We start from the raw sequence: 19,024 nt of genomic DNA, 5'->3' as shown, positions 1-19,024 counted from the left end.
GGGGCTATTCGGTGCGTAAACTTTTTATTGGGTTTGCCATTGAGGCTTTCATACTTTGGAAACTGACGGTCGATAGGGCCACCACTAGCAAGATAAAGCCAGCCGAGGCAAACATCCACCATTGTATTTCGATGTGGTAGGCAAATTCTTGTAACCACAGGTCCATAATATACCAGGCAATGGGTAATGCTAGAACAAAAGCGGCGAGAATGAGCTTTAGATAATCTTTGGAAAGCATATGTAAAAGCTTTAAAGAACTAGCCCCAAGTACTTTTCTAATGCCTATTTCCTTAAAACGCTGTTCTGCCATATAAGCGGAAAGTCCATATAGTCCCAAGCAAGAAATAAAGATGGCCAAAAGGGCAAAGACATTGAAAACCGCTCCCATTTGTTGCTCGCCCTTATATTGGGCATCTAAATGGGCATCCATAAAATTATATGTTAGGGGGTAGGCAGGGTTTAAACGGCCATAGATTTCCTCAAGAGCCGCTATAGTAGGTTTAATGGTATTAGGAGCTATCTTTACCACGGCGTATCTACCGCCTTTATGGTGTTGTATGATCAAGGGCTCCATGGCATGTTGTAATGGTTTAAAGTTAAAATCCTTGACCACACCCAGAATTGTTCCGGAATTACCACGAAACCTAAGGTTTTTACCTATGGCCTGCTCTGGTGTTAGGCCCATGGTTTTTACCGTAGTTTCATTGACCAGATAGTCGTGGTTTTCAAAGGAAGTCTTAGAGAAATTGCTTCCGCTCAACAATTGCATTTGAAAGACCTCTAAAAACCGTTCGTCGGATCGGATACTGGGAAAAAGTACCTGCAGGTTAGGGTCTTTTCCTTCCCAACTCACATTGAAATCACCGGTGACCAAATTGGCGGGAATATCTGATATTATGGAGAAATCACTTGTTAGTTTATTTTGGGTCAAAGCAGATTTCAGTGCCTCCTGTTTATCGAACATTTCCCCTTCCATTGGAATATAGATAAGGTTGGATTTATCAAAGCCTAGATTTTTGTCCCTTATATAGTTTACCTGATCGTAAATCACCATGGTGCCAATCAGTAACAATACCGAAATCGCAAATTGGGAAATGACCAATCCGTTACGGAAGAATTGGTTGTATTTAGAGAAGATTAACTTACCCTTTAAGGCCCGTACAGGTTTGAAACCTGATAAAAATAGAGCAGGATAACTTCCGGAGAGTATTCCGGTTACTATTGCCATTGCCAGCATGCTGACCACGATAAAAGGGTCGTTGAACTGGGGTGACAACACTTTTTGTGTAAGATCGTTGAAAGATGGTAATAACAGATATACCAAAATCGTGGCCAAGGCCAAGGAAAGGAAGGATATGATTAAAGATTCGCCCAAAAACTGTAAAATCAATTGATGGCGGCCGGCCCCCACCACCTTACGCAGGCCAACTTCCTTGGCTCTCTTAGACGATTTCGCCGTGGCCAAGTTCATATAGTTGATACAAGCCACGATCAGAATTACGAAAGCTACTATAAGAAACAGGTTCACGTATAGGCTGTTTCCATGTCCGGGCACATCAATCTGCAGATTCGAAGAATGCAAATGAATGTCTTTTATGGCCTGAAGGTCGAACTTAATTTCGAAATCGGGTTGGCGCTTGGCGTATATGGTATTGATTTTTTCAATAGTACGCGCAAAGGCCTCAGGCGATTGTACAGCCTCTTTTTCAAATTGGAAATAGCCATAAAAGTCAAAGCTGTTCCATACCTTATCGATAAGGTCTTGATCTCGGTTAGCAATATAGGCCATGGGTAGTACGGCCTTAAATTGTAGATGGGAATTGGATGGTAGGCTTTTCAGTATACCGGTTACCATAAAGGAGTCGCCATTGTCTATGGTAATATACTGCCCCATGGCATTATTTTTATCAAAGTACTTCTCTGCCGTAGATTCGGTAATTACGATGCCGTTGGGAGCCACCAAAGCGGTATTCGGGTCTCCTTCCAAGAGTGGGTAGTTAAAGAATTGAAGGAAATTGTCACTGGCATAAAAAACAGCGTTTTCCTTGAATTTCGTACCCTGGACCTCCATGAGGGCGTCGAAGGGTTTACTTAGCAACAAGCTTTCTTTTATCTCGGGCATTTCTTCGCCCAACCCCAAAACCATGCCTACCGGACTAACCGCTGCCTTGAAATCGGCGTTTGCCTGGGCCGTAAGCCTAAATTTTTCATCGGCATTTTCATGAAAAGCATCATAACTCGATTCGTTTCGAACCCATAGCAGAATAAGTATACTGCAGGCCATACCTATGGTCAATCCCCCAATATTCAAAAAAGAATAGCCTTTTTTCTTTATTAGATTCCTACTTGCGATTTTCAGATAGTTTTTGAACATGGTTTGTCGTTTTTAAACCTGACAGGTTTCTAAAACTTGTCAGGTTCGATGGTTTCTTATGGCATGTGTTGTGCGTTCTCCCCCTTGGGGGGGAGTTAGAGGGGGCTATTCCGTACGTAAACTTTTGACAGGGTTCGTTCTTGCGGCTTTTATCGCCTGGAAACTAACGGTCAGTAGCGTAATGGCCAGGGCTCCCAAACCGGCCATTAGAAAGGTCCAAATAGAAATATCTATGCGATAGGTGTAATCCTGCAGCCAACGGCTCATTAAAAAATAGGCTATAGGTACTGCGATCAAACAGGAGATGATCACCAACCTTACGAAATCTTTCGAAAGCATATTCCAGACATTGAGAATAGAAGCCCCCAAAACTTTACGCACCCCTATTTCCTTGGTACGTTGTTCTGCCACGAAGGAAGCCAATCCCAACAAGCCCAAACAACTGATAAAAATAGCTAAGGCGGTAAAGATTCCGGCCAAACTGGCTACCCGTTCCTCGGCCCTGAATTTACGGGCATATTGCTCATCTACGAACTGGTAGTTGAAGGGTAGGTCGGGGAAATGTTCCAAGAAAACCCTTTCAATGGCAGCTAAGTTTTCCGTTGCGCTTTTCTCTGGATTCAATCGCAGGTTCAAGTAACTGTAATACGGATCGGTATTAAAAACATACCAACCTTGTTTTACGGGTTCGTAAGGCGATTGTGCGATAACATCGTCGACCACACCGATTATTTTGAGAATGGTAGGGTCAGGGTCTTCTGGATCCGGGTCTTCTTCCCTAATAATGGTGCCAACCGGGTTGGTAAGCCCCATATGTTTTACCGCTGTTTTGTTTATGAGGATGGCAGTTGAATCTGAAGCGAATTCCCTAGAAAAATCGCGCCCTTCGATAACATTTAGGTTTAGGGTTTGGGCATATTCGACGGAAACCTCGGTCCAGGCCACATCTTCTTGTAGATCTTGGGGTTTGCCATCCCAGGTAAAGCCCGATCGGTTAGACCAAATGCTAGTAGTTGGGGCACTTGAAGTAGCCACTTCCAATACGGCTCCGGTTTTTTTGAATTCCTCACGGAGAAGATCTTGTTTTCCGTAAAAATCACTACTAAAGGCCGGTATTTGAATCAGGCCTTCACGTTCATAACCTACGGGCCTGTTTTTGGTATGGTTAATTTGTTGCAGAACGATCAGGGTACCGATAATAAAGGCAACCGAGGCGGTAAATTGGATTACCACCAAGATTTGCCGGGGTCCCACCCCTTTTTTTCGTGAAACGAAGGTGCCTTTTAAAACCTCTACGGGTTTAAAAGAGGAAAGATATAGAGCGGGATAACTTCCCGAAAGCAGTGTGGTAAATAGTATAAATAGGGCCGAAACAACCCAAAAGATCGGATTGTTCCAGGGGAAAGCCACCTCTTTTCGGGCCAATTCGTTAAAGCCATCCAATGAGATAAAGACCAACCCTATGGCCATTACAAAGGCGAAGAGGGTAATTAAAAACGATTCACCCAAAAACTGACTGATCAATTGGCCACGTTGCGAACCTATCGATTTTCGGATACCTACCTCCTTGGCCCTTTTTTCGGAACGGGCTGTGCTTAGGTTCATAAAATTGATACAGGCCAACAACAACACGATAATACCGATAATACCGAACATACGCACATAGGTAATACGCCCCCCAGCAGCTTTGCCGTCTTCAAAATTGCCATACAGATACCAGTTTTTCATGGGGTGTAAGAACAATTCTGGGTTGAATTCGCGGGTATCTTCGTTCGCCTCTTTTTTAATGTCGATAATCTTGGTGGTAACCTGTTCCATAGTCAAATTATCGGCTAATTGCACAAAGACTTGAAAAGAGTTGTTACCCCAAGAGTTTTCGGCATTCTGAACCCATTGGCGTTCACTTACATACTTCTCCCATGAGGCCAAAAACTGCATGGAATTAAAGCTGTTGTTAAAGGGGATGTCTGCATAAACCGCGGTTACGGTTACCGGGTAGGCACTATTGAAATCGACAATTTTACCGATGGGGTCTTCGTCTCCGAAGAGGGCTTTGGCGGTAGATTCGCCCAGCATGATCGAATTGGGGTCGTTAATGCCGTTCTTTTCCCCTTGTAGAATTTGGAGGTCCAGCATTTCCGGTGCACCGGCCTGCATAAAATTACCGTCGCGCTGAATTTTGGTGTCTTTGTATTCGAGGTATTGGGTGTCTTCCCAAGAACTCATGACAATATGGGTGAAATTGTCGGCATATTGATTCCTAAGGGCTTTCTCCAACGGTCGCGGTAAGGCTGGCCCCGTACCCACATTTCCATTCCAAGTCTGGTTCTGGTATATCTGTGCGATTTGGTCTTTATGCTTGAAATAATCGTTATAGGTAAGTTCGTCTTCGATCCATAGCCCAATGAGCAGGGCCACGGCCATACCGATGGCCAATCCGCCGATATTGATCAAAGAATACCCTTTGTTTTTCAACAGGTTTCGCCAGGCGATCTTGAAATGGTTTTTTAACATGGTTTTCGTTTCGTTTTTCAGACCTGACAGGTTTCTAAAACCTGTCAGGTCTGATTGTGATTGATTGATGAATAAACTCTTATAAAGCAGCGCCCACGGCCCTGTTTTTACTTTCGGTTACAATCTGTCCGTCGAATAGGTTTATAACCCTATGGGCATAGTGCGAATCGCGGTCAGAGTGGGTTACCATAACAATGGTGGCCCCTTCTTGGTTAAGTTCGGTAAGTAGGTTCATGACCTCGATTCCGTTTTTGGAATCTAGGTTACCGGTAGGCTCATCGGCCAAAATTAGTTTGGGGTTGGTTACTACGGCCCTAGAGATAGCCACCCTTTGTTGTTGTCCGCCCGATAACTGCTGTGGAAAATGCTTTTCGCGATGGGCGATCTTCATGCGTTCCAATACCTCGCGTACTTTTTGCTTACGTTCGGCCTTACTCATTTTCAGATAGATCAATGGCAGTTCAACATTTTCGTAAACGGTAAGTTCGTCGATAAGATTAAAGCTTTGGAAAACGAAGCCCAAGTTTCCTTTACGCAATTGGGTACGCTGACTTTCTTTAAGTCCGGCTACTTCGTGCCCGGCAAAGTTGTAGCTACCTTCGGTGGGGTTGTCCAACATACCTATAATGTTCAATAAAGTAGATTTACCACATCCCGAAGGGCCCATAATAGCGGCAAACTCCCCTTCTTCTACGGTTAGGTTCACATTGTTAAGGGCCAGGGTCTCTACCTCCTCGGTCCTAAAGCTCTTTTTAAGGTTCTTTATAGTTATCATGCTATTTCGTTTTTTATGTTTCTTCTTTTTGTTTAAAGATGGTGCTCATCTTATTTTGTTACGTATGCTTTTTTTTCAAGTCCCCACCCCTTTGGGGAGGGGATTTAGGGGAGGGGCCTCTATTTTAATACGATACGTTCGGCCTCACCAAAGGTTTCATAGTTTGAGGTGATTACTTTTTCGCCGGCTTCCAAGCCTTCCATAACCTCGTAATACCTAGAGTTTTGTTTACCCACGCGAATAGGCCTTTTTATGGCTTCGTTACCGTTCGGGTTCAACACGAATATCCATTGACCGCCCGTACTTTGGAAAAAGCTCCCTTTGGGTAATAACAAAGCATCCGAAGAGGCGCCCAACTGCAATTTAATATTATAGCTCTGGCCGGTCCTAATGGTTTCGGGTTTGGCATCGGTAAAAACCAGGTCTACCTTAAACCTGCCGTTCCTTACTTCAGGGTACACCTTGCGCAACCGTAGTTCAAAGGTTTCACCATTGCGTTCGAAACTAGCGGTAAGATCACGTTTTACCCGGTCTATATAATGTTCATCTATTTCGGCTTCGATTTTATAGTCGGTTAATACATTGATTTGGCCAATACGCTGGCCTTGGCTAATGTTTTGTCCGATTTCGGCATCTAAAAAGCCCAATTGTCCGTCGGCGGGCGCCCTCACGTTCAAATGATCTAAGCGCTGGTATACCATGCCCAGGGTTTTTTGCATGCGACTTAGGTCGGTATCAAGACCGGCCAAGGAGGTTTTGCGCATCTCGTCGTCTTGTTCGGTCTGTAGTTTTACGATTTCGTATTGTTTTTGGGAAAGTTCGTAATCTTCTTTGGAGGTAAGATACACTTCCTTGGAAACCAACTCTTCGTCAAAAAGTTCTTGATTTTGTTCAAAACTACGCTTTAGGCGTTGCAGGTCGTAATAGGCCGTAGCCAGGGCTTTTTTTCCTTCTACCTGACGCGAATCGAAGGTGAGTTTGGTAGAACGAAGATCGTTCTGTTTTAAGGCCAAATTACTTTCACTGGCCAAGATCTGCTCATACAGGTTCATATTCTCTAACTTTAAGATAATGTCCCCTTTTTTAACCGTGGCTCCTTCTTCTATTAGTTTTTCGGTAACCCGGCCCCCTTCATAGGCATCCATAAAAATAGTGGAGATCGGGGCTACGTTGCCATTTATAGTAATGTAGTCATCAAATTTTCCGGGATTGACCGTTGCTATCGATATTTTATCGGCATCGGTACGAAAGGTGGCCAATGAATTGCCGAAGGCCATTTTATAGCCAAGGAAAAGTAGCAACGCCCCAATTACGATATAGGCTATCTGCTTCGGTTTAATACCTTTCTTCTTTTCTAATTGTATGTCCATATATATATTGTCTTTACATTTCCGCGAAGGTGGAAATCTTTCTTTCTAGTTAATATTCAATTCAGAGACCCCCCTATAGAAGTCCAAGGTACTTTGGTTTACTATTTTTCTCAGACGCACCTGAAGGTTTTCGTTCTGCGCATTGGCAAAAAGGTTTTTCGCCTGGGTAAGCTCTAGTGCGTTGATAAGGCCTTTTTCGTAGCGTTTTTGTGCAATGGTAAAGGCCAGTTCCTGAGATTCCATTTGTTTATAGCTTTGGGCCAACTGATCACTGAACGAGCGATGGTCCTGCACCAATTTTTGTACGATATTGTATAGCTCTTGTTCTTGAACGTCCATTTGGTTCTTGGCCCTTTCCAAGGCTATTTTTTGCTGCTTTACCTGAGACCGTCGCGACCAGCGGTTACTAATGGGAATATTTAAAGAGGCGCCTACATAACTATTGGCATTATCTTTAAATTGGTTCTTGAAAGGCAACACCTCACCGGTTTCCGAATCGGTACGGGTCTCAAAATACCCGGTTTGCCAGCCGGCATTCAGGGCTAGGGTTGGCGATAGGCTACCCCGGGCCTGTGCCAGGCTTTTTTTGGCAGCGGCCAGGCGGTGTTTTTGGGCTTGGATCATGGGTACAAAGCCCATGGCGGTTTCGAAAACGTCTTCTTTGTCCAGATTCTGAACGGTATCCAGTTTTTGGGCGGTTTCTAGATAAGGTGTCAATTCCAAGTCAGCGGTATCGGTCAGATTCATTTCCCGACTTAATACCAAGACCGCCGTTTCCAAGGCATTTTCATTTTGGGTCAGGGTGAGTTGATCGGTTAGCAATAACGATTCGGCCTCATAAAGATCGGCCCCGGCTTTTAGGCCGAGTTCCACTTGTTTTTCAACTAAGGCGTAATTGGCTTCCGAAATACCTAATTGTTCTTTGGAGTTGGTGACCATACCCTGAAAAAAGTGAATGTCGTAATAGGCAGACATTACCCGAAAGGCCAAGAGGTACTTCTGTTGCACCAAATCTTCTTGGGCAGCTAGGTACAAAAACTTAGAAGCTTTGATGGCGTTCATTTTTTGAAACCCGCGGAAAAGATCTACCGAAGCGCCGATGGAGTAATTGTTCGAAAAGAAATCGGTATTGATAAACGAGTTGTCGTCCGGGTCTACCGACCTACCATAATTGATGTTGTAATTGGTAGCTCCATTTACCGTGGGCAACAATTCCCGAACCGATTGTCTGTAGGTTTCCTTATTGGAGTCTTCGGTCAGGTCAAAATCGTTCAACTGTAGATTGTGCTCCAGGGCATAGGCGATACATTCGTCCAAGTTCCATTTCTTTTGGGCCTGTAAGCTTTGCAGTGCCAAAAGAGAGAGGGATAAAATAAAAATCAGGTAATGCTTCATTTTTTTGATGCTATGCCAGAATGTTAGCTATAGCCGTGCCAAAAACCGTAAACAGCACAAAATGAGGTAATTGACGGCTGTATTTTAGTGCTGACCCTGTATGTGGTGTAAAAAAGTTGTACACTAAGTGTCAAATAATTTTACAGTGGTTTGATTGACATGTTCCGATGATGTAGTTTTAGTTCAATGTTCTTGGCCTTGTACTTAAAAGGCTTTCGACATTTGACTTTTGACATTCGACAACTAATATGGTAGCGGCAAAAATTTTAGTGGTAGACGACAACAAGAGCGTGTTAAGCGCCTTGGAAATCTTATTGCAATTCGAATATAGTGAGGTCAATACCATTTCCAATCCCAACCAAATTTCGTCTTATCCTAATTTGGCGAGTTATGATATCGTTTTGTTGGATATGAATTTTTCGGCCGGGGTAAACAGTGGGAATGAGGGTCTGTTTTGGTTACGTGAGATCCGCAAGAAGAGTCCTGAGACCTCGGTAATAATGATGACAGCCTACGGTGCGGTCGATTTGGCCGTTCAGGCCTTAAAAGAGGGCGCCGCCGATTTTATCTTAAAACCTTGGAATAACGATAAGCTTTTGGCTACGGTCAAGTCGGCCTTGGCCTTGCGCAATTCTAAAAAAGAAATAGACTCCTTAAAGAAAAAACAGCATTCCCTCAAACAACATATCAATAAGGGAAACGATTTTATCGTAGGGAACTCCAAGGCCCTGAACCAAGTGATGAACTTGGTGCATAAAGTGGCCAAAACCGATGTCAATGTGCTCATTACTGGTGAAAATGGTACTGGTAAGGAGCTCATTGCCCGCGAATTGCACCTTAGTTCGGGCCGTAAAGATGAAATATTCATTGGTGTGGATATGGGCGCGGTGACCGAGAGTCTGTTCGAAAGCGAATTGTTCGGGCATACCAAAGGGGCCTTTACCGATGCCAAGGAAGATAGGGCCGGTAAGTTTGAGGCGGCCCAAGGCGGCACCCTCTTTTTAGATGAGATCGGTAATCTTTCGCTACAGACCCAGGCCAAGCTTTTATCGGCCATTCAGAAAAAGGAAATCGTTAGGGTAGGTTCCAACAAGCCTATACCGGTAGACATTCGGTTGGTGTGCGCCACCAATTGTGACCTGGAACAAATGGTAGCCGATGGCCTGTTTCGCGAAGATCTCCTCTACCGTATCAACACGATCCAGATAAAAGTACCGGCACTGCGCGACCGAGGCGATGATATCTTGGTCTTGGCAGAGTTCTTTTTGAGCCGTTATATGAACAAATATGGGAAGTCGGGGTTACGTATAAATCAAGCGGCCCAAGAAAAGTTAATGGCTTATCCTTGGCCCGGAAACATTCGCGAATTATTGCATACCTTGGAAAGGGCGGTAATCTTGGGAGAGGGTAAAGTTTTGAAACCCGATGATTTTTTGTTGAGCAACAAAGCTGCCAACCCAAGTACGGGGTCGCCAAGGACTTTGGAGGAGATGGAGTGGTTAATGATCCAAACCGCCCTCGACCGTCATGGGGGCAATTATTCCGCAGCGGCGGACGAACTGGGTATATCGCGACAGACCTTATATAACAAAATCAAAAAAGGGACATGATCAGTAGGCATATTTATCTGCAGCTTATTGGCCGTATTTTGTTTATCGTGGTCTCGGCGGTACTGGCGGCTTATTTATATTTTGATGGCCAATACATTCAAGCCTTTCTTTTCTTATTCGCCCTGGTGGTACAATCGTATTACCTGATTCGGTATGTAAACCAGACCAACCGAAAGATCGCCTATTTCTTCGATGCCCTAAAAAATGAGGATTTTAGTTTACGATTTCCTGAGAAGCTCAGTGTTAAGTCTCTGGAAGAGCTTAACCATAGCCTGAATCGGGTCAATGCCATGATCCAAGACATCCATTTAAAAAAGCAGGCCCAAGAGCAGTATTATGAAGAAATCATAAAACAGGCCGATATAGGCATTATGACCATCAATAAAAAAGGCCATATCCTTTTTGCCAATAGTACCATAGAAGGGCTACTCGATTACCATCCGTTGAACCATATTAAACAACTAAAACAGGTAGACGAAAAGCTCTATGCCCTGTTCGAGGGTAATCAAGTTTTTAAACGAAAATTGGTGCAGCTCAGTAACGAAAGGGGCAAGAAACAGATTTCACTTAAGGCTACCCAATTGGCCTTGAACCACGATGAGTTATTGTTGGTCGTGGCCCAGGACATCCATCAAGAATTGGACGAGAAGGAAACCGATTCTTGGGTACGCTTGATCCGGGTGCTAACCCACGAGATTATGAACACCATTACCCCGATAACCTCGATCTCGGAATCCATAATGAAGTACTTTCCCGAAACGGGGGAGACGTCCGTAGAGTTAAGTTCGGATCAATGGCGCAATACCGTAAAAGGCCTAGGGGTAATAAAAATGCAAGGGCAAAACTTGATGGAGTTCGTGCAATCGTACCGAAACTTTTTAAACCTGCCCAAGCCTGATAAGGTCTTGGTTAAAGCCTCTATTTTGCTAACCGACATCAAGACCTTACTAGTGCCCGATATGAACGAGCAATTACGGTTTACCGTAGATTGCGAACCCGAAGACCTGACCTTGTTCATCGATGGCAAACAGATGGCCCTGGTATTGATTAACTTATGTAAAAATGCCCTACAGGCCCTAAACGGGCAACCCGATGGCGAGCTAAAACTTAGTGCGGGTAAAACGGAAGATGGCGGCACCTTTGTTTCGGTGTTGGACAATGGCCCCGGTATTGCCCCCGAATTACTCGACGAGATCTTTGTGCCTTTCTTTACGACCAAAGAAGGGGGGTCGGGTATTGGCTTAAGCCTGTCGAGACAGATTATGCACTTACATGGCGGTACCATCAAAGTGTATTCGGTATTGGGCAAGGGCACTAGATTTACTTTGTTTTTTCCATAAGGGCCATGGTTCCCAATCTATTTAGACCAAACCTAAATTTGTGGGTCTGAGGTTTCTGCATCACCTATTTTCCCTAATTTCGAGAGATGTTACGCATGTTTCACATACTCTTGGCAAATTTGGTACTGCTTCAGGCGCTTGGTGTTGGGGCCCGTGACATAATTCAATTCAATGAATTGGTAGAGCATGCCCGATTCCACCAACAAACCTATGGAGACGATTTTTTAACCTTTTTATCTAAGCATTACGGAGAACAAAAGGAAGATCACGAAAAGAACCATCAAGAAGAAAAAGAGCAACATGGGGCCTTGCCTTTCCAAAAAGCGACCCATGTAGCCGAACTGGCATTAACAGCCCCTTTTTTAGAAATGGAAAGGCCACGTTTGGTGCTTATGGAACAGCGAACCAAGATATTTAGCTACGAGAATCTGCATTCACTTTTCGAACCTCGAGGTATTTTCCAGCCTCCCAAAGCCTAACATACTGTTTCCGGTTATCTAATTCTTCCCCTTGGGGAAGGCATTTTTGACATAATCAAATTCGTATGTTATCAGCTATCATAAAAGCCAGTATCCGGCATCGGATATTGGTGCTTTTGGGTACCGTGGCCATAATTGTTTTCGGTCTGTATGCCCTAAGTCGAATTCCCATAGGTGCCGTACCCGACATTACCAATAACCAAGTTCAGGTAATTACCACCTCCAGAAACCTCTCTACCCAAGATATGGAACAGTTCATTACCTATGCGGTAGAATTGGAAATGGCAAATTTGCCCGGGGTTAAGGAAATCCGCTCCGTATCTAAATTCGGGCTTTCGGTGGTTACCATTGTTTTCGAAGATAAGATGGGCACCTATTTACCCCGCCAATTGATCGCCGAAAAGATCCAATCGGCCCAGGAGAACATTCCGGAAGGCTTTGGCAAACCCGAAATGGGACCTATTAGTACCGGTTTAGGCGAAATTTATCAATACACCCTAGATGTTCGACCGGAATTTGCCCATAAATATTCGCCCACGGAACTCCGGACGATACAAGATTGGGTAGTAAAAAGGCAGTTGTCCGGCATTCCGGGGGTAGTCGAGGTAAACACCTGGGGCGGTTTTTTAAAACAGTACGAGGTGGCCTTAGATCCCGCCAAACTACGAGCGTTGGATATTACGGCCCACGAGGTATTTCGGGCCTTGGAAGAGAATAATCAGGTAGCTGGTGGGGGTTATATCGAAAAAGAGGAACAGGCCTACTTTATTCGAAGTGAAGGCTTGGCGGGTTCTTTGGAGGATATTGGAGCTATAGTCGTTAAGAACCTCGAGAACCGACCCGTGTATATCAATGATGTGGCCAAAGTCGGCTACGGACACGCCACCCGCTTTGGGGCCATTACCGCGAATGGTGAGGGTGAAAAGGTATTGGGTCAGGTTATGATGTTAAAAGATGCCAATTCGAACCAGGTTATTGAAGCGGTTAAGGCACGTGTGGCAGAGATTGGTAAGACCCTGCCCGAAGGGGTATATATCAACGGCTTTTTAGACCGAAGCGAACTTATTGCCAAGACCACCGATACGGTAAAAGAAAACCTGATCTTAGGGTGTTTGATCGTCATTTTCGTGGTCATACTCTTGTTGGGGAATTGGCGTTCGGGTCTGTTGGTGGCATCGGTAATTCCTTTGTCTCTATTGTTCGCCTTAGGGCTGATGTACATTTTTGGGGTCGATGCCAACCTAATGAGTTTGGGGGCCATTGATTTCGGGATCATTATAGATGGGGCCGTTATCATTGTTGAGTTTATCTCTTTCCAAATGGCCCAACGGGTCGATAGCATGGCCCATTTACAGCCCCAAGCCGCTCGTTTAGAACGCAAAAAAATGGCCGTTGAAGGGGCCCAGAAAATGATGGGTTCGGCCATTTTTGGGCAGTGGATCATATTAATCGTATTCATACCCATACTTTCACTATCGGGAGTAGAGGGGAAAATGTTCAAACCTATGGCCCTAACCTTTGGGTTCGCCCTGATCGGGGCCATGCTTTTATGCCTGACCTATGTTCCGGTGGCCGCCTCTTTGATTTTAAAACCCGTTACACCCAATCCAAAAGGAATTTCGGCCCGGTTGATGCGTTTTTTGGAAGCCAAATATGTGATAGGTCTGGAAAAGGCCTTGGCCCATAAAGTGAAAGTTTTGGCCGTTGGAGCACTTTTGTTAGTGGTCTCAATAGGAATTTTTTCACGTATGGGGGGCGAGTTCATGCCCACCTTGGACGAGGGCGATTTTGTAATACAGCCCGTACTGCCTACCGGTACCTCCTTGGCCAAGACTACCGAAATTACCACCCAAATTGAAAAATTACTTTTAGAGCGCTTTCCGGAGGTAGATCAGGTAGTGACCCGTATCGGGGCGGCCGAAGTACCTACCGATCCCATGTCTATGGAAGAAAGCGACATTATCATTACGTTGAACGACCCTGGTACTTGGACCACCGCCGATACCAAAGATGGACTGGCCGATGCCTTTAAACGGGCTTTGGAAGAACAAATGCCCGACATGGAAGTCGAATTTACCCAGCCTATAGAAATGCGCTTTAATGAATTGATAACCGGGGTACGGGCCGATATAGCCATCAAACTTTTTGGGGAAGATTTACAGGTGTTGGCCAACAAGGCCGAGGCCATAGGGCAAGCCATTGCCAACATACCCGGTGCAGCCGATATTTCGGTCGAAAAAATAGAAGGTTTACCCCAAATGCGGGTTTCCTTCGACCGAAAAAAGTTGGCACGCTTCGGGGTTTCCATTGGTGAGATCAATGATCTGATCGCCATGGGTTTTGCCGGAAAGGCTAGCGGCGTAGTGTTTGAGGGCGAAAAACGCTTCGATTTGGTGGTGCGTATTCCATATCAAGGGCGCACCGATATAGAAGACCTGAAACGGCTTTATGTGCCTTTACCCAATGGTAGCCAAGTGCCGTTGGCCCAATTGGCTTCTATAAGTTATAGTAGTGGGGCAGCCCAGATTTCGAGGGACGATACCCGCCGTAGGGCCGTAATCGGTGTAAATGTGAGAAACCGTGACCTTCAATCGGTGGTAGACGATGTAAAGGCGCGTATTGAATCGGAGGTAGAGCTACCTGTGGGCTATTCGGTGCAATACGGGGGGCAGTTCGAGAATTTACAATCGGCAAAGGATCGTTTGAAAATTGCGGTACCCGTGGCCCTATTGCTCATTTTTATCTTTCTCTATTTCGCCTTTGGTTCGGTTCGCGATGCCATTTTGGTCTACTCGGCCATCCCCTTGGCCGCGGTTGGGGGCATTCTGTTGCTCTGGTTTCGCGATATGCCTTTTAGTATTTCGGCAGGCGTCGGGTTTATCGCCCTTTTCGGTATCGCCGTATTGAACGGTATCGTAATGATCGAACATTTTAAGGTATTGAAGAAAGATGCCGATAGATCGGAAGGTTGGATCGTCACAGGTGCCAAAGATCGGTTACGGGCGGTTTTGCTAACGGCTACGGCGGCGGCTTTGGGCTTTTTGCCCATGGCGGTCTCTACCAGTGCCGGGGCAGAGGTACAACAGCCTTTGGCCACAGTGGTCATTGGCGGCTTGTTTACGGCCACCTTGCTTACCCTTTTTGTATTACCTGTGTTGTACGCCTATTTTCATAAAGGACAAAAAATGCGTTTGAATCCCCAAAAGGCCACTTTATTACTGTTGGCATTCGTGCCTTTTATGGGCGGGGCCCAGCAACAAGATCGGGTTCTCGATTCTTTGTTGGCCCATGGTCTACGTTCGTATAAAGGTTTGGAAATCGCCGAGCTTGAGCTACAACAAACAAAAGCTTTACGGGCCACCGCCTTTGATCTAGGGAAAACGGAGCTGTATTGGGGCGAAGACCAAAACAACCTAGGCCCCAATAACCAACCTTTACAAGTTTGGGGGGTGGGACAGGAAATTCCCTTCCCAACCCGCTTTTTTGGACAATCGAAATATTTGGGTCAACAGTTACGGGAAAAGGAAATCGATAAGAGCCTTCAGGAGAAGGAATGGCGCAGGGCCCTTTACCTAGGGTATGACGAATGGGGCTATGTACAGGCCCGATTACAGGTCTTTAATCTATTGGACAGTCTGTACTCCGATTTTGCCCATGCCGCCAAACGGAAGTTTGAATTGGGCGAGTCGAATTATCTCGAACAATTGACCGCCAAGGCCGAGGCCCGGGAAATACAAATGACACAAAAAGCCCAAACCCATGAACTGGAAAAGGTAGTACGGCATTTGTCGACCTTGGCACCGACCTACGAATTTGGCTTGGCGGAACGGGGTGCCTATGTTAGACTGGCGGTAGATACGGTGTCTTTTGGGTTTACCCACGAAACCGACCGGTTGCGCGTAAATAACACCATGGCGGTCAGTGCCCGAAGATTGTCGCAACAGGCCCTGTTGCCCGATCTTAACGCGACCTATTTCCAAGGATCGAATTCGAGTTTGGAGGGTACGATCAATGGTTTTCAATTGGGCATTAAGTTTCCACTGTTCTTCCATGCGCAAAGTGGTCGGATCAAGGCCGCCAAACGGGTAGAGCTGGCGCAACAGGCCCTATTCGAAAAGCATAGTTTGGAAATAAAAGCGCGAAAAAAGGAATTGTTGGCCGAGTTTCGAAAACATTCCGAGGCCCTGGCCTATTACGAGTCGGAAGGCTTGGAGCTATCGAACCAATTGTATCTATCGGCCGAAATGGGCTATAAGAATGGCGAACTCGATTATTTACAGTATTTGCAGACCCTACATAAAGCCCAACGGCTTAGGCTGGCCTATCTAGATGCCTTACATGCCTATAATAAGGCCGTTATCCATTTAAACTATCCATCACTCTAAATAAAAAACATGAAAAATAAAATCTATAATATACTGGTGCTAGGTATGGTTGTTATGGCCGGGGGGTGTAAACAAACCATCAAACAGGAAGCAACCGAAGAAACCCCGATACAAAGCCCCCTTACCGAAGAGGTGTCTTTTACCGAAATGGAATTCCAGGAACGTATCCCTACCTCGGGTACCATAGATGTGCCCCCGGCCAACAAGGCTTTGGTAACGGCCATGGCAGGTGGTTATATAGAATTCAGTCCGTTGTTGGTGGGTGATCAGGTAAAAAAAGGCCAGTTAATGGTTACCCTTAAGAACCCGGAATTCGTAAGCCTACAGCAATCTTATCTGGAGGTATGGGGTCAAATTCCGTATTTGGAGGCCGAGCAAGAACGCCATAAAACCCTGTTCGAAGAGGGCATTAGCTCTAAAAAACAGTACCTAAAGTCGGCCAGTGACTATAAAACCGCCCAAGCGACCCTCAACGGATTGTCCAAGCAATTAGAACTGCTCAATATCAGTGTGGAAAAAGTAAAACAAGGCGAGTTGAGCACGGTGGCTTCGGTTTATGCCCCGCTGGCAGGAAGCATCACCCAAGTGAACGTGGCCAAGGGCATGTACGTGTCGGCGGCCACCGAGATTTTCGAGATCGTGAACCCGGATCATATCCATTTGGAGCTGCGGGTGTTTGAAAAGGATATTTTAAAGGTCAAAAAAGGCCAGCGCATTAGTTTCAGCATTCCTGAAACCGGAGAGCAACGATATGAAGCCGAGGTATATTTGATCGGTACTACGGTGAATGCGGATAGGACCATTGCCATACATGCCCATTTGGATGATGAAGACCAACCCTTTTTACCGGGCATGTTCGTTGAGGCTGAAATTATAACGGATGCCTATCAAGCCCCGGCCTTACCCAAAAGCGTTTTAACGGAAGCAGATGGAGGGTTTTGGGTGCGTATGAAAAAAGGTGGAAAGAAAGCGGTAACGATCGGACAAAAACAACAGGGCTATGTAGAAATAAAAAACGCCTCCGAGTTCGAGCACGGAAGCGTTTTTCAATAGCAGGGAACCGGCGCCCAAAGGCTAGGTTTCCGAAAGGATTATTCTACATACCCAAAGCGTTCAAAGGCCGCTGCGGCTAGGGCCTCTTGCTGGCTAGGGTGTGCGATGGATATCATAAGTTTGGCCCGTTCCTTAAGGCTTTTCCCAAAGAGGTTCACCACTCCGTTCTCGGTCACAACATAATGTACGTGGGCACGGGTAGTGGTTACGCCGGCACCGCCTTTCAAGGTAGGTACGATTTTACTATGGCCTTTTGCGGTAATACTGGGCAGGCCAAAAATAGCCTTACCTCCTTCAGATAAAGAGGCCCCTCGAATAAAGTCCATTTGACCCCCAACACCCGAGTAATGGTAGGTACCAATGGTATCGGCACAAACTTGTCCGGTTAGGTCGATCTCTATGGCCGAGTTTATGGCCACCACCTTGGGATTCTGCCGAATAATGGCCGTATCGTTGGTATAGGCCGCCTCTTTAAAGGTTACCTGCGGGTTATCGTCTATAAAATCATAGAGTTCTTGAGATCCTACGGCAAAACAGGTGACCATTTTTCCGTTTTCGATTAATTTTTTAGAACCGTTGATTACCCCGTTCTTAACCAAAGGCAATACCCCATCGGAGAACATTTCGGTATGTATTCCCAGGTTTTTATGGTTACCTAGGTTATTCAAAACCACATTGGGAATGTTTCCGATTCCCATTTGCAAGGTAGAGCCATCGTCTATAAGGTCTGAGATATAGTTACCAATTTTAAGATCGTTGTCGGTAGGGGCACCCAAATGGGCCTGGAAAATGGGTTCGTCGATCTCGACGGCCATATCGATACTGCTGACATGGATAATACCATCGCCATGGGTACGGGGCACTTGCGGGTTAACCTGTGCAATTACTTTTTTAGCGGTTTGAATGGCCGGAAGGGTAACATCTACCGATACCCCAAGCGAGCAAAAACCATGTTTGTCCGGTGGTGAAACCTGTATAAAGGCCACATCCAAGGGCATTAATCCGCGGCGGAACAACCAATGGATCTCCGAAAGAAAAATAGGGATATAGCTACCGTTGCGGTTGTTTACCCCATCGCGTACGTTCTTACCTACGAAAAAGGCGCTGAGTTTAAAGGCATTGTTACACGGTTCTTGCATGTATTTGGCCTCACCCTCGGTATGCATTTGCACGATCTCAACATCGTTAAGTTCGTGGTGGCGATCACAAAGGGCATTGATTAGGGTAGTAGGGGTCATAGCGGCCCCTTGGAAGAACAAACGGTCTCCAGATTTTACAATGGATACGGCTTCTTCCTTACTGACTATTTTAAGTTCGGATGCTGACATCTTCTAGGATTTTGTTGGGTTACATTTGCGCCCGCAAAGTTATAAGGGGTATGCAGTGCAAAACATGACAGATGTCACTTTTAGGGGAATTAGGTTGTTTTTAGTGGGATTAAGCAACTTTTTTAAGCAAATCGAAACAAGGACATTTTCCACAGCGTTTGTGTTCTCCCTTTTTAAATTTTTTGCAGCATTTCGATTTGGTTTTATCTGGAATCAATTGCTTCAACGCTTTTTTATCGCCCCGCTCAACCGCCTTCATTCGTTGTTTACCCGAAGATTTTAAAACTTTCCCCATATCGGTTTGAAATACAGGGGCAAATATATTGTTTTTACTAAATCTAAATAAAACTTTAACGTTTAGATAGAAAAAAAGCCGAATGTTTACACTCGGCTTTTATGAT

General features: G+C 45.4%; 12 protein-coding genes. 5 read left to right on the top strand and 7 right to left on the bottom strand.

Going from position 1 to position 19,024, the window contains the following annotated elements:
• Positions 1-4: 4 nt before the first annotated feature.
• The 5 genes from B7P33_RS09320 to B7P33_RS09300 form a co-directional block, all read right to left on the bottom strand.
• Positions 5-2,374, bottom strand: a complete 2,370-nt coding sequence (locus B7P33_RS09320) for an ABC transporter permease (RefSeq protein ID WP_097441698.1) — start codon at positions 2,372-2,374, stop codon at positions 5-7.
• 105 nt (positions 2,375-2,479) lie between these two features.
• On the bottom strand, positions 2,480-4,888 hold the full coding sequence (locus B7P33_RS09315) for an ABC transporter permease (RefSeq protein ID WP_097441697.1): 2,409 nt from the start codon (positions 4,886-4,888) through the stop codon (positions 2,480-2,482).
• Positions 4,889-4,967: 79 nt separating this feature from the next.
• On the bottom strand, positions 4,968-5,663 hold the full coding sequence (locus B7P33_RS09310) for an ABC transporter ATP-binding protein (protein ID WP_097441696.1): 696 nt from the start codon (positions 5,661-5,663) through the stop codon (positions 4,968-4,970).
• Between the two features lie 119 nt (positions 5,664-5,782).
• Positions 5,783-7,033, bottom strand: coding sequence for an efflux RND transporter periplasmic adaptor subunit (locus B7P33_RS09305; RefSeq protein ID WP_097441695.1), 1,251 nt, complete (start codon positions 7,031-7,033; stop codon positions 5,783-5,785).
• A gap of 45 nt (positions 7,034-7,078) precedes the next feature.
• A complete protein-coding gene (locus B7P33_RS09300) occupies positions 7,079-8,428 on the bottom strand; it encodes a TolC family protein (protein ID WP_097441694.1) in 1,350 nt (449 codons plus the stop codon).
• A 248-nt stretch (positions 8,429-8,676) separates the two neighbouring features.
• Here B7P33_RS09300 and B7P33_RS09295 point away from each other — a divergent pair, with 248 nt between their 5' ends.
• The 5 genes from B7P33_RS09295 (at position 8,677) to B7P33_RS09275 (ending at position 17,295) form a co-directional block, all read left to right on the top strand.
• A complete protein-coding gene (locus tag B7P33_RS09295) occupies positions 8,677-10,038 on the top strand; it encodes a sigma-54-dependent transcriptional regulator (RefSeq protein WP_097441693.1) in 1,362 nt (453 codons plus the stop codon).
• The gene (locus B7P33_RS09290) at positions 10,035-11,378 is read left to right on the top strand and encodes a sensor histidine kinase (protein ID WP_097441692.1); all 1,344 of its coding nucleotides are present in this window, start codon (positions 10,035-10,037) and stop codon (positions 11,376-11,378) included. The genes B7P33_RS09295 and B7P33_RS09290 overlap by 4 nt, the downstream gene beginning before the upstream one ends.
• 86 nt (positions 11,379-11,464) lie before the next feature.
• Entirely contained in the window at positions 11,465-11,857 is a 393-nt protein-coding gene (locus B7P33_RS09285) for a hypothetical protein (protein ID WP_141402433.1), read from the top strand.
• A gap of 65 nt (positions 11,858-11,922) precedes the next feature.
• Entirely contained in the window at positions 11,923-16,242 is a 4,320-nt protein-coding gene (locus B7P33_RS09280; RefSeq protein ID WP_097441690.1) for a CusA/CzcA family heavy metal efflux RND transporter, read from the top strand.
• A gap of 9 nt (positions 16,243-16,251) precedes the next feature.
• Complete coding sequence (locus B7P33_RS09275; protein ID WP_097441689.1) at positions 16,252-17,295, top strand: efflux RND transporter periplasmic adaptor subunit; 1,044 nt, start codon at positions 16,252-16,254, stop codon at positions 17,293-17,295.
• 38 nt (positions 17,296-17,333) lie between these two features.
• Here B7P33_RS09275 and B7P33_RS09270 read toward each other — a convergent pair whose 3' ends face one another.
• Together B7P33_RS09270 and B7P33_RS09265 are read right to left on the bottom strand one after the other, a co-directional pair.
• Complete coding sequence (locus B7P33_RS09270) at positions 17,334-18,623, bottom strand: acetyl-CoA hydrolase/transferase family protein (RefSeq protein WP_097441688.1); 1,290 nt, start codon at positions 18,621-18,623, stop codon at positions 17,334-17,336.
• Between the two features lie 109 nt (positions 18,624-18,732).
• A complete protein-coding gene (locus B7P33_RS09265; RefSeq protein ID WP_097441687.1) occupies positions 18,733-18,918 on the bottom strand; it encodes a hypothetical protein in 186 nt (61 codons plus the stop codon).
• Positions 18,919-19,024: the final 106 nt, after the last annotated feature.

The organism is Sediminicola luteus (genome assembly GCF_002514735.1).
In the GTDB taxonomy this organism is placed as follows: domain Bacteria; phylum Bacteroidota; class Bacteroidia; order Flavobacteriales; family Flavobacteriaceae; genus HQA918.
The sequence above is the reverse complement of the archived record's forward strand: the minus strand, read 5'-3'. Positions and strand labels throughout refer to the sequence as shown.

Coding starts and splice junctions, on each gene's coding strand:
- B7P33_RS09320 (WP_097441698.1), bottom strand. CDS start 2,374: ATGTTCAAAAACTATCTGAAAATCGCAAGTAGGAATCTAATAAAGAAA.
- B7P33_RS09315 (WP_097441697.1), bottom strand. CDS start 4,888: ATGTTAAAAAACCATTTCAAGATCGCCTGGCGAAACCTGTTGAAAAAC.
- B7P33_RS09310 (WP_097441696.1), bottom strand. CDS start 5,663: ATGATAACTATAAAGAACCTTAAAAAGAGCTTTAGGACCGAGGAGGTA.
- B7P33_RS09305 (WP_097441695.1), bottom strand. CDS start 7,033: ATGGACATACAATTAGAAAAGAAGAAAGGTATTAAACCGAAGCAGATA.
- B7P33_RS09300 (WP_097441694.1), bottom strand. CDS start 8,428: ATGAAGCATTACCTGATTTTTATTTTATCCCTCTCTCTTTTGGCACTG.
- B7P33_RS09295 (WP_097441693.1), top strand. CDS start 8,677: ATGGTAGCGGCAAAAATTTTAGTGGTAGACGACAACAAGAGCGTGTTA.
- B7P33_RS09290 (WP_097441692.1), top strand. CDS start 10,035: ATGATCAGTAGGCATATTTATCTGCAGCTTATTGGCCGTATTTTGTTT.
- B7P33_RS09285 (WP_141402433.1), top strand. CDS start 11,465: ATGTTACGCATGTTTCACATACTCTTGGCAAATTTGGTACTGCTTCAG.
- B7P33_RS09280 (WP_097441690.1), top strand. CDS start 11,923: ATGTTATCAGCTATCATAAAAGCCAGTATCCGGCATCGGATATTGGTG.
- B7P33_RS09275 (WP_097441689.1), top strand. CDS start 16,252: ATGAAAAATAAAATCTATAATATACTGGTGCTAGGTATGGTTGTTATG.
- B7P33_RS09270 (WP_097441688.1), bottom strand. CDS start 18,623: ATGTCAGCATCCGAACTTAAAATAGTCAGTAAGGAAGAAGCCGTATCC.
- B7P33_RS09265 (WP_097441687.1), bottom strand. CDS start 18,918: ATGGGGAAAGTTTTAAAATCTTCGGGTAAACAACGAATGAAGGCGGTT.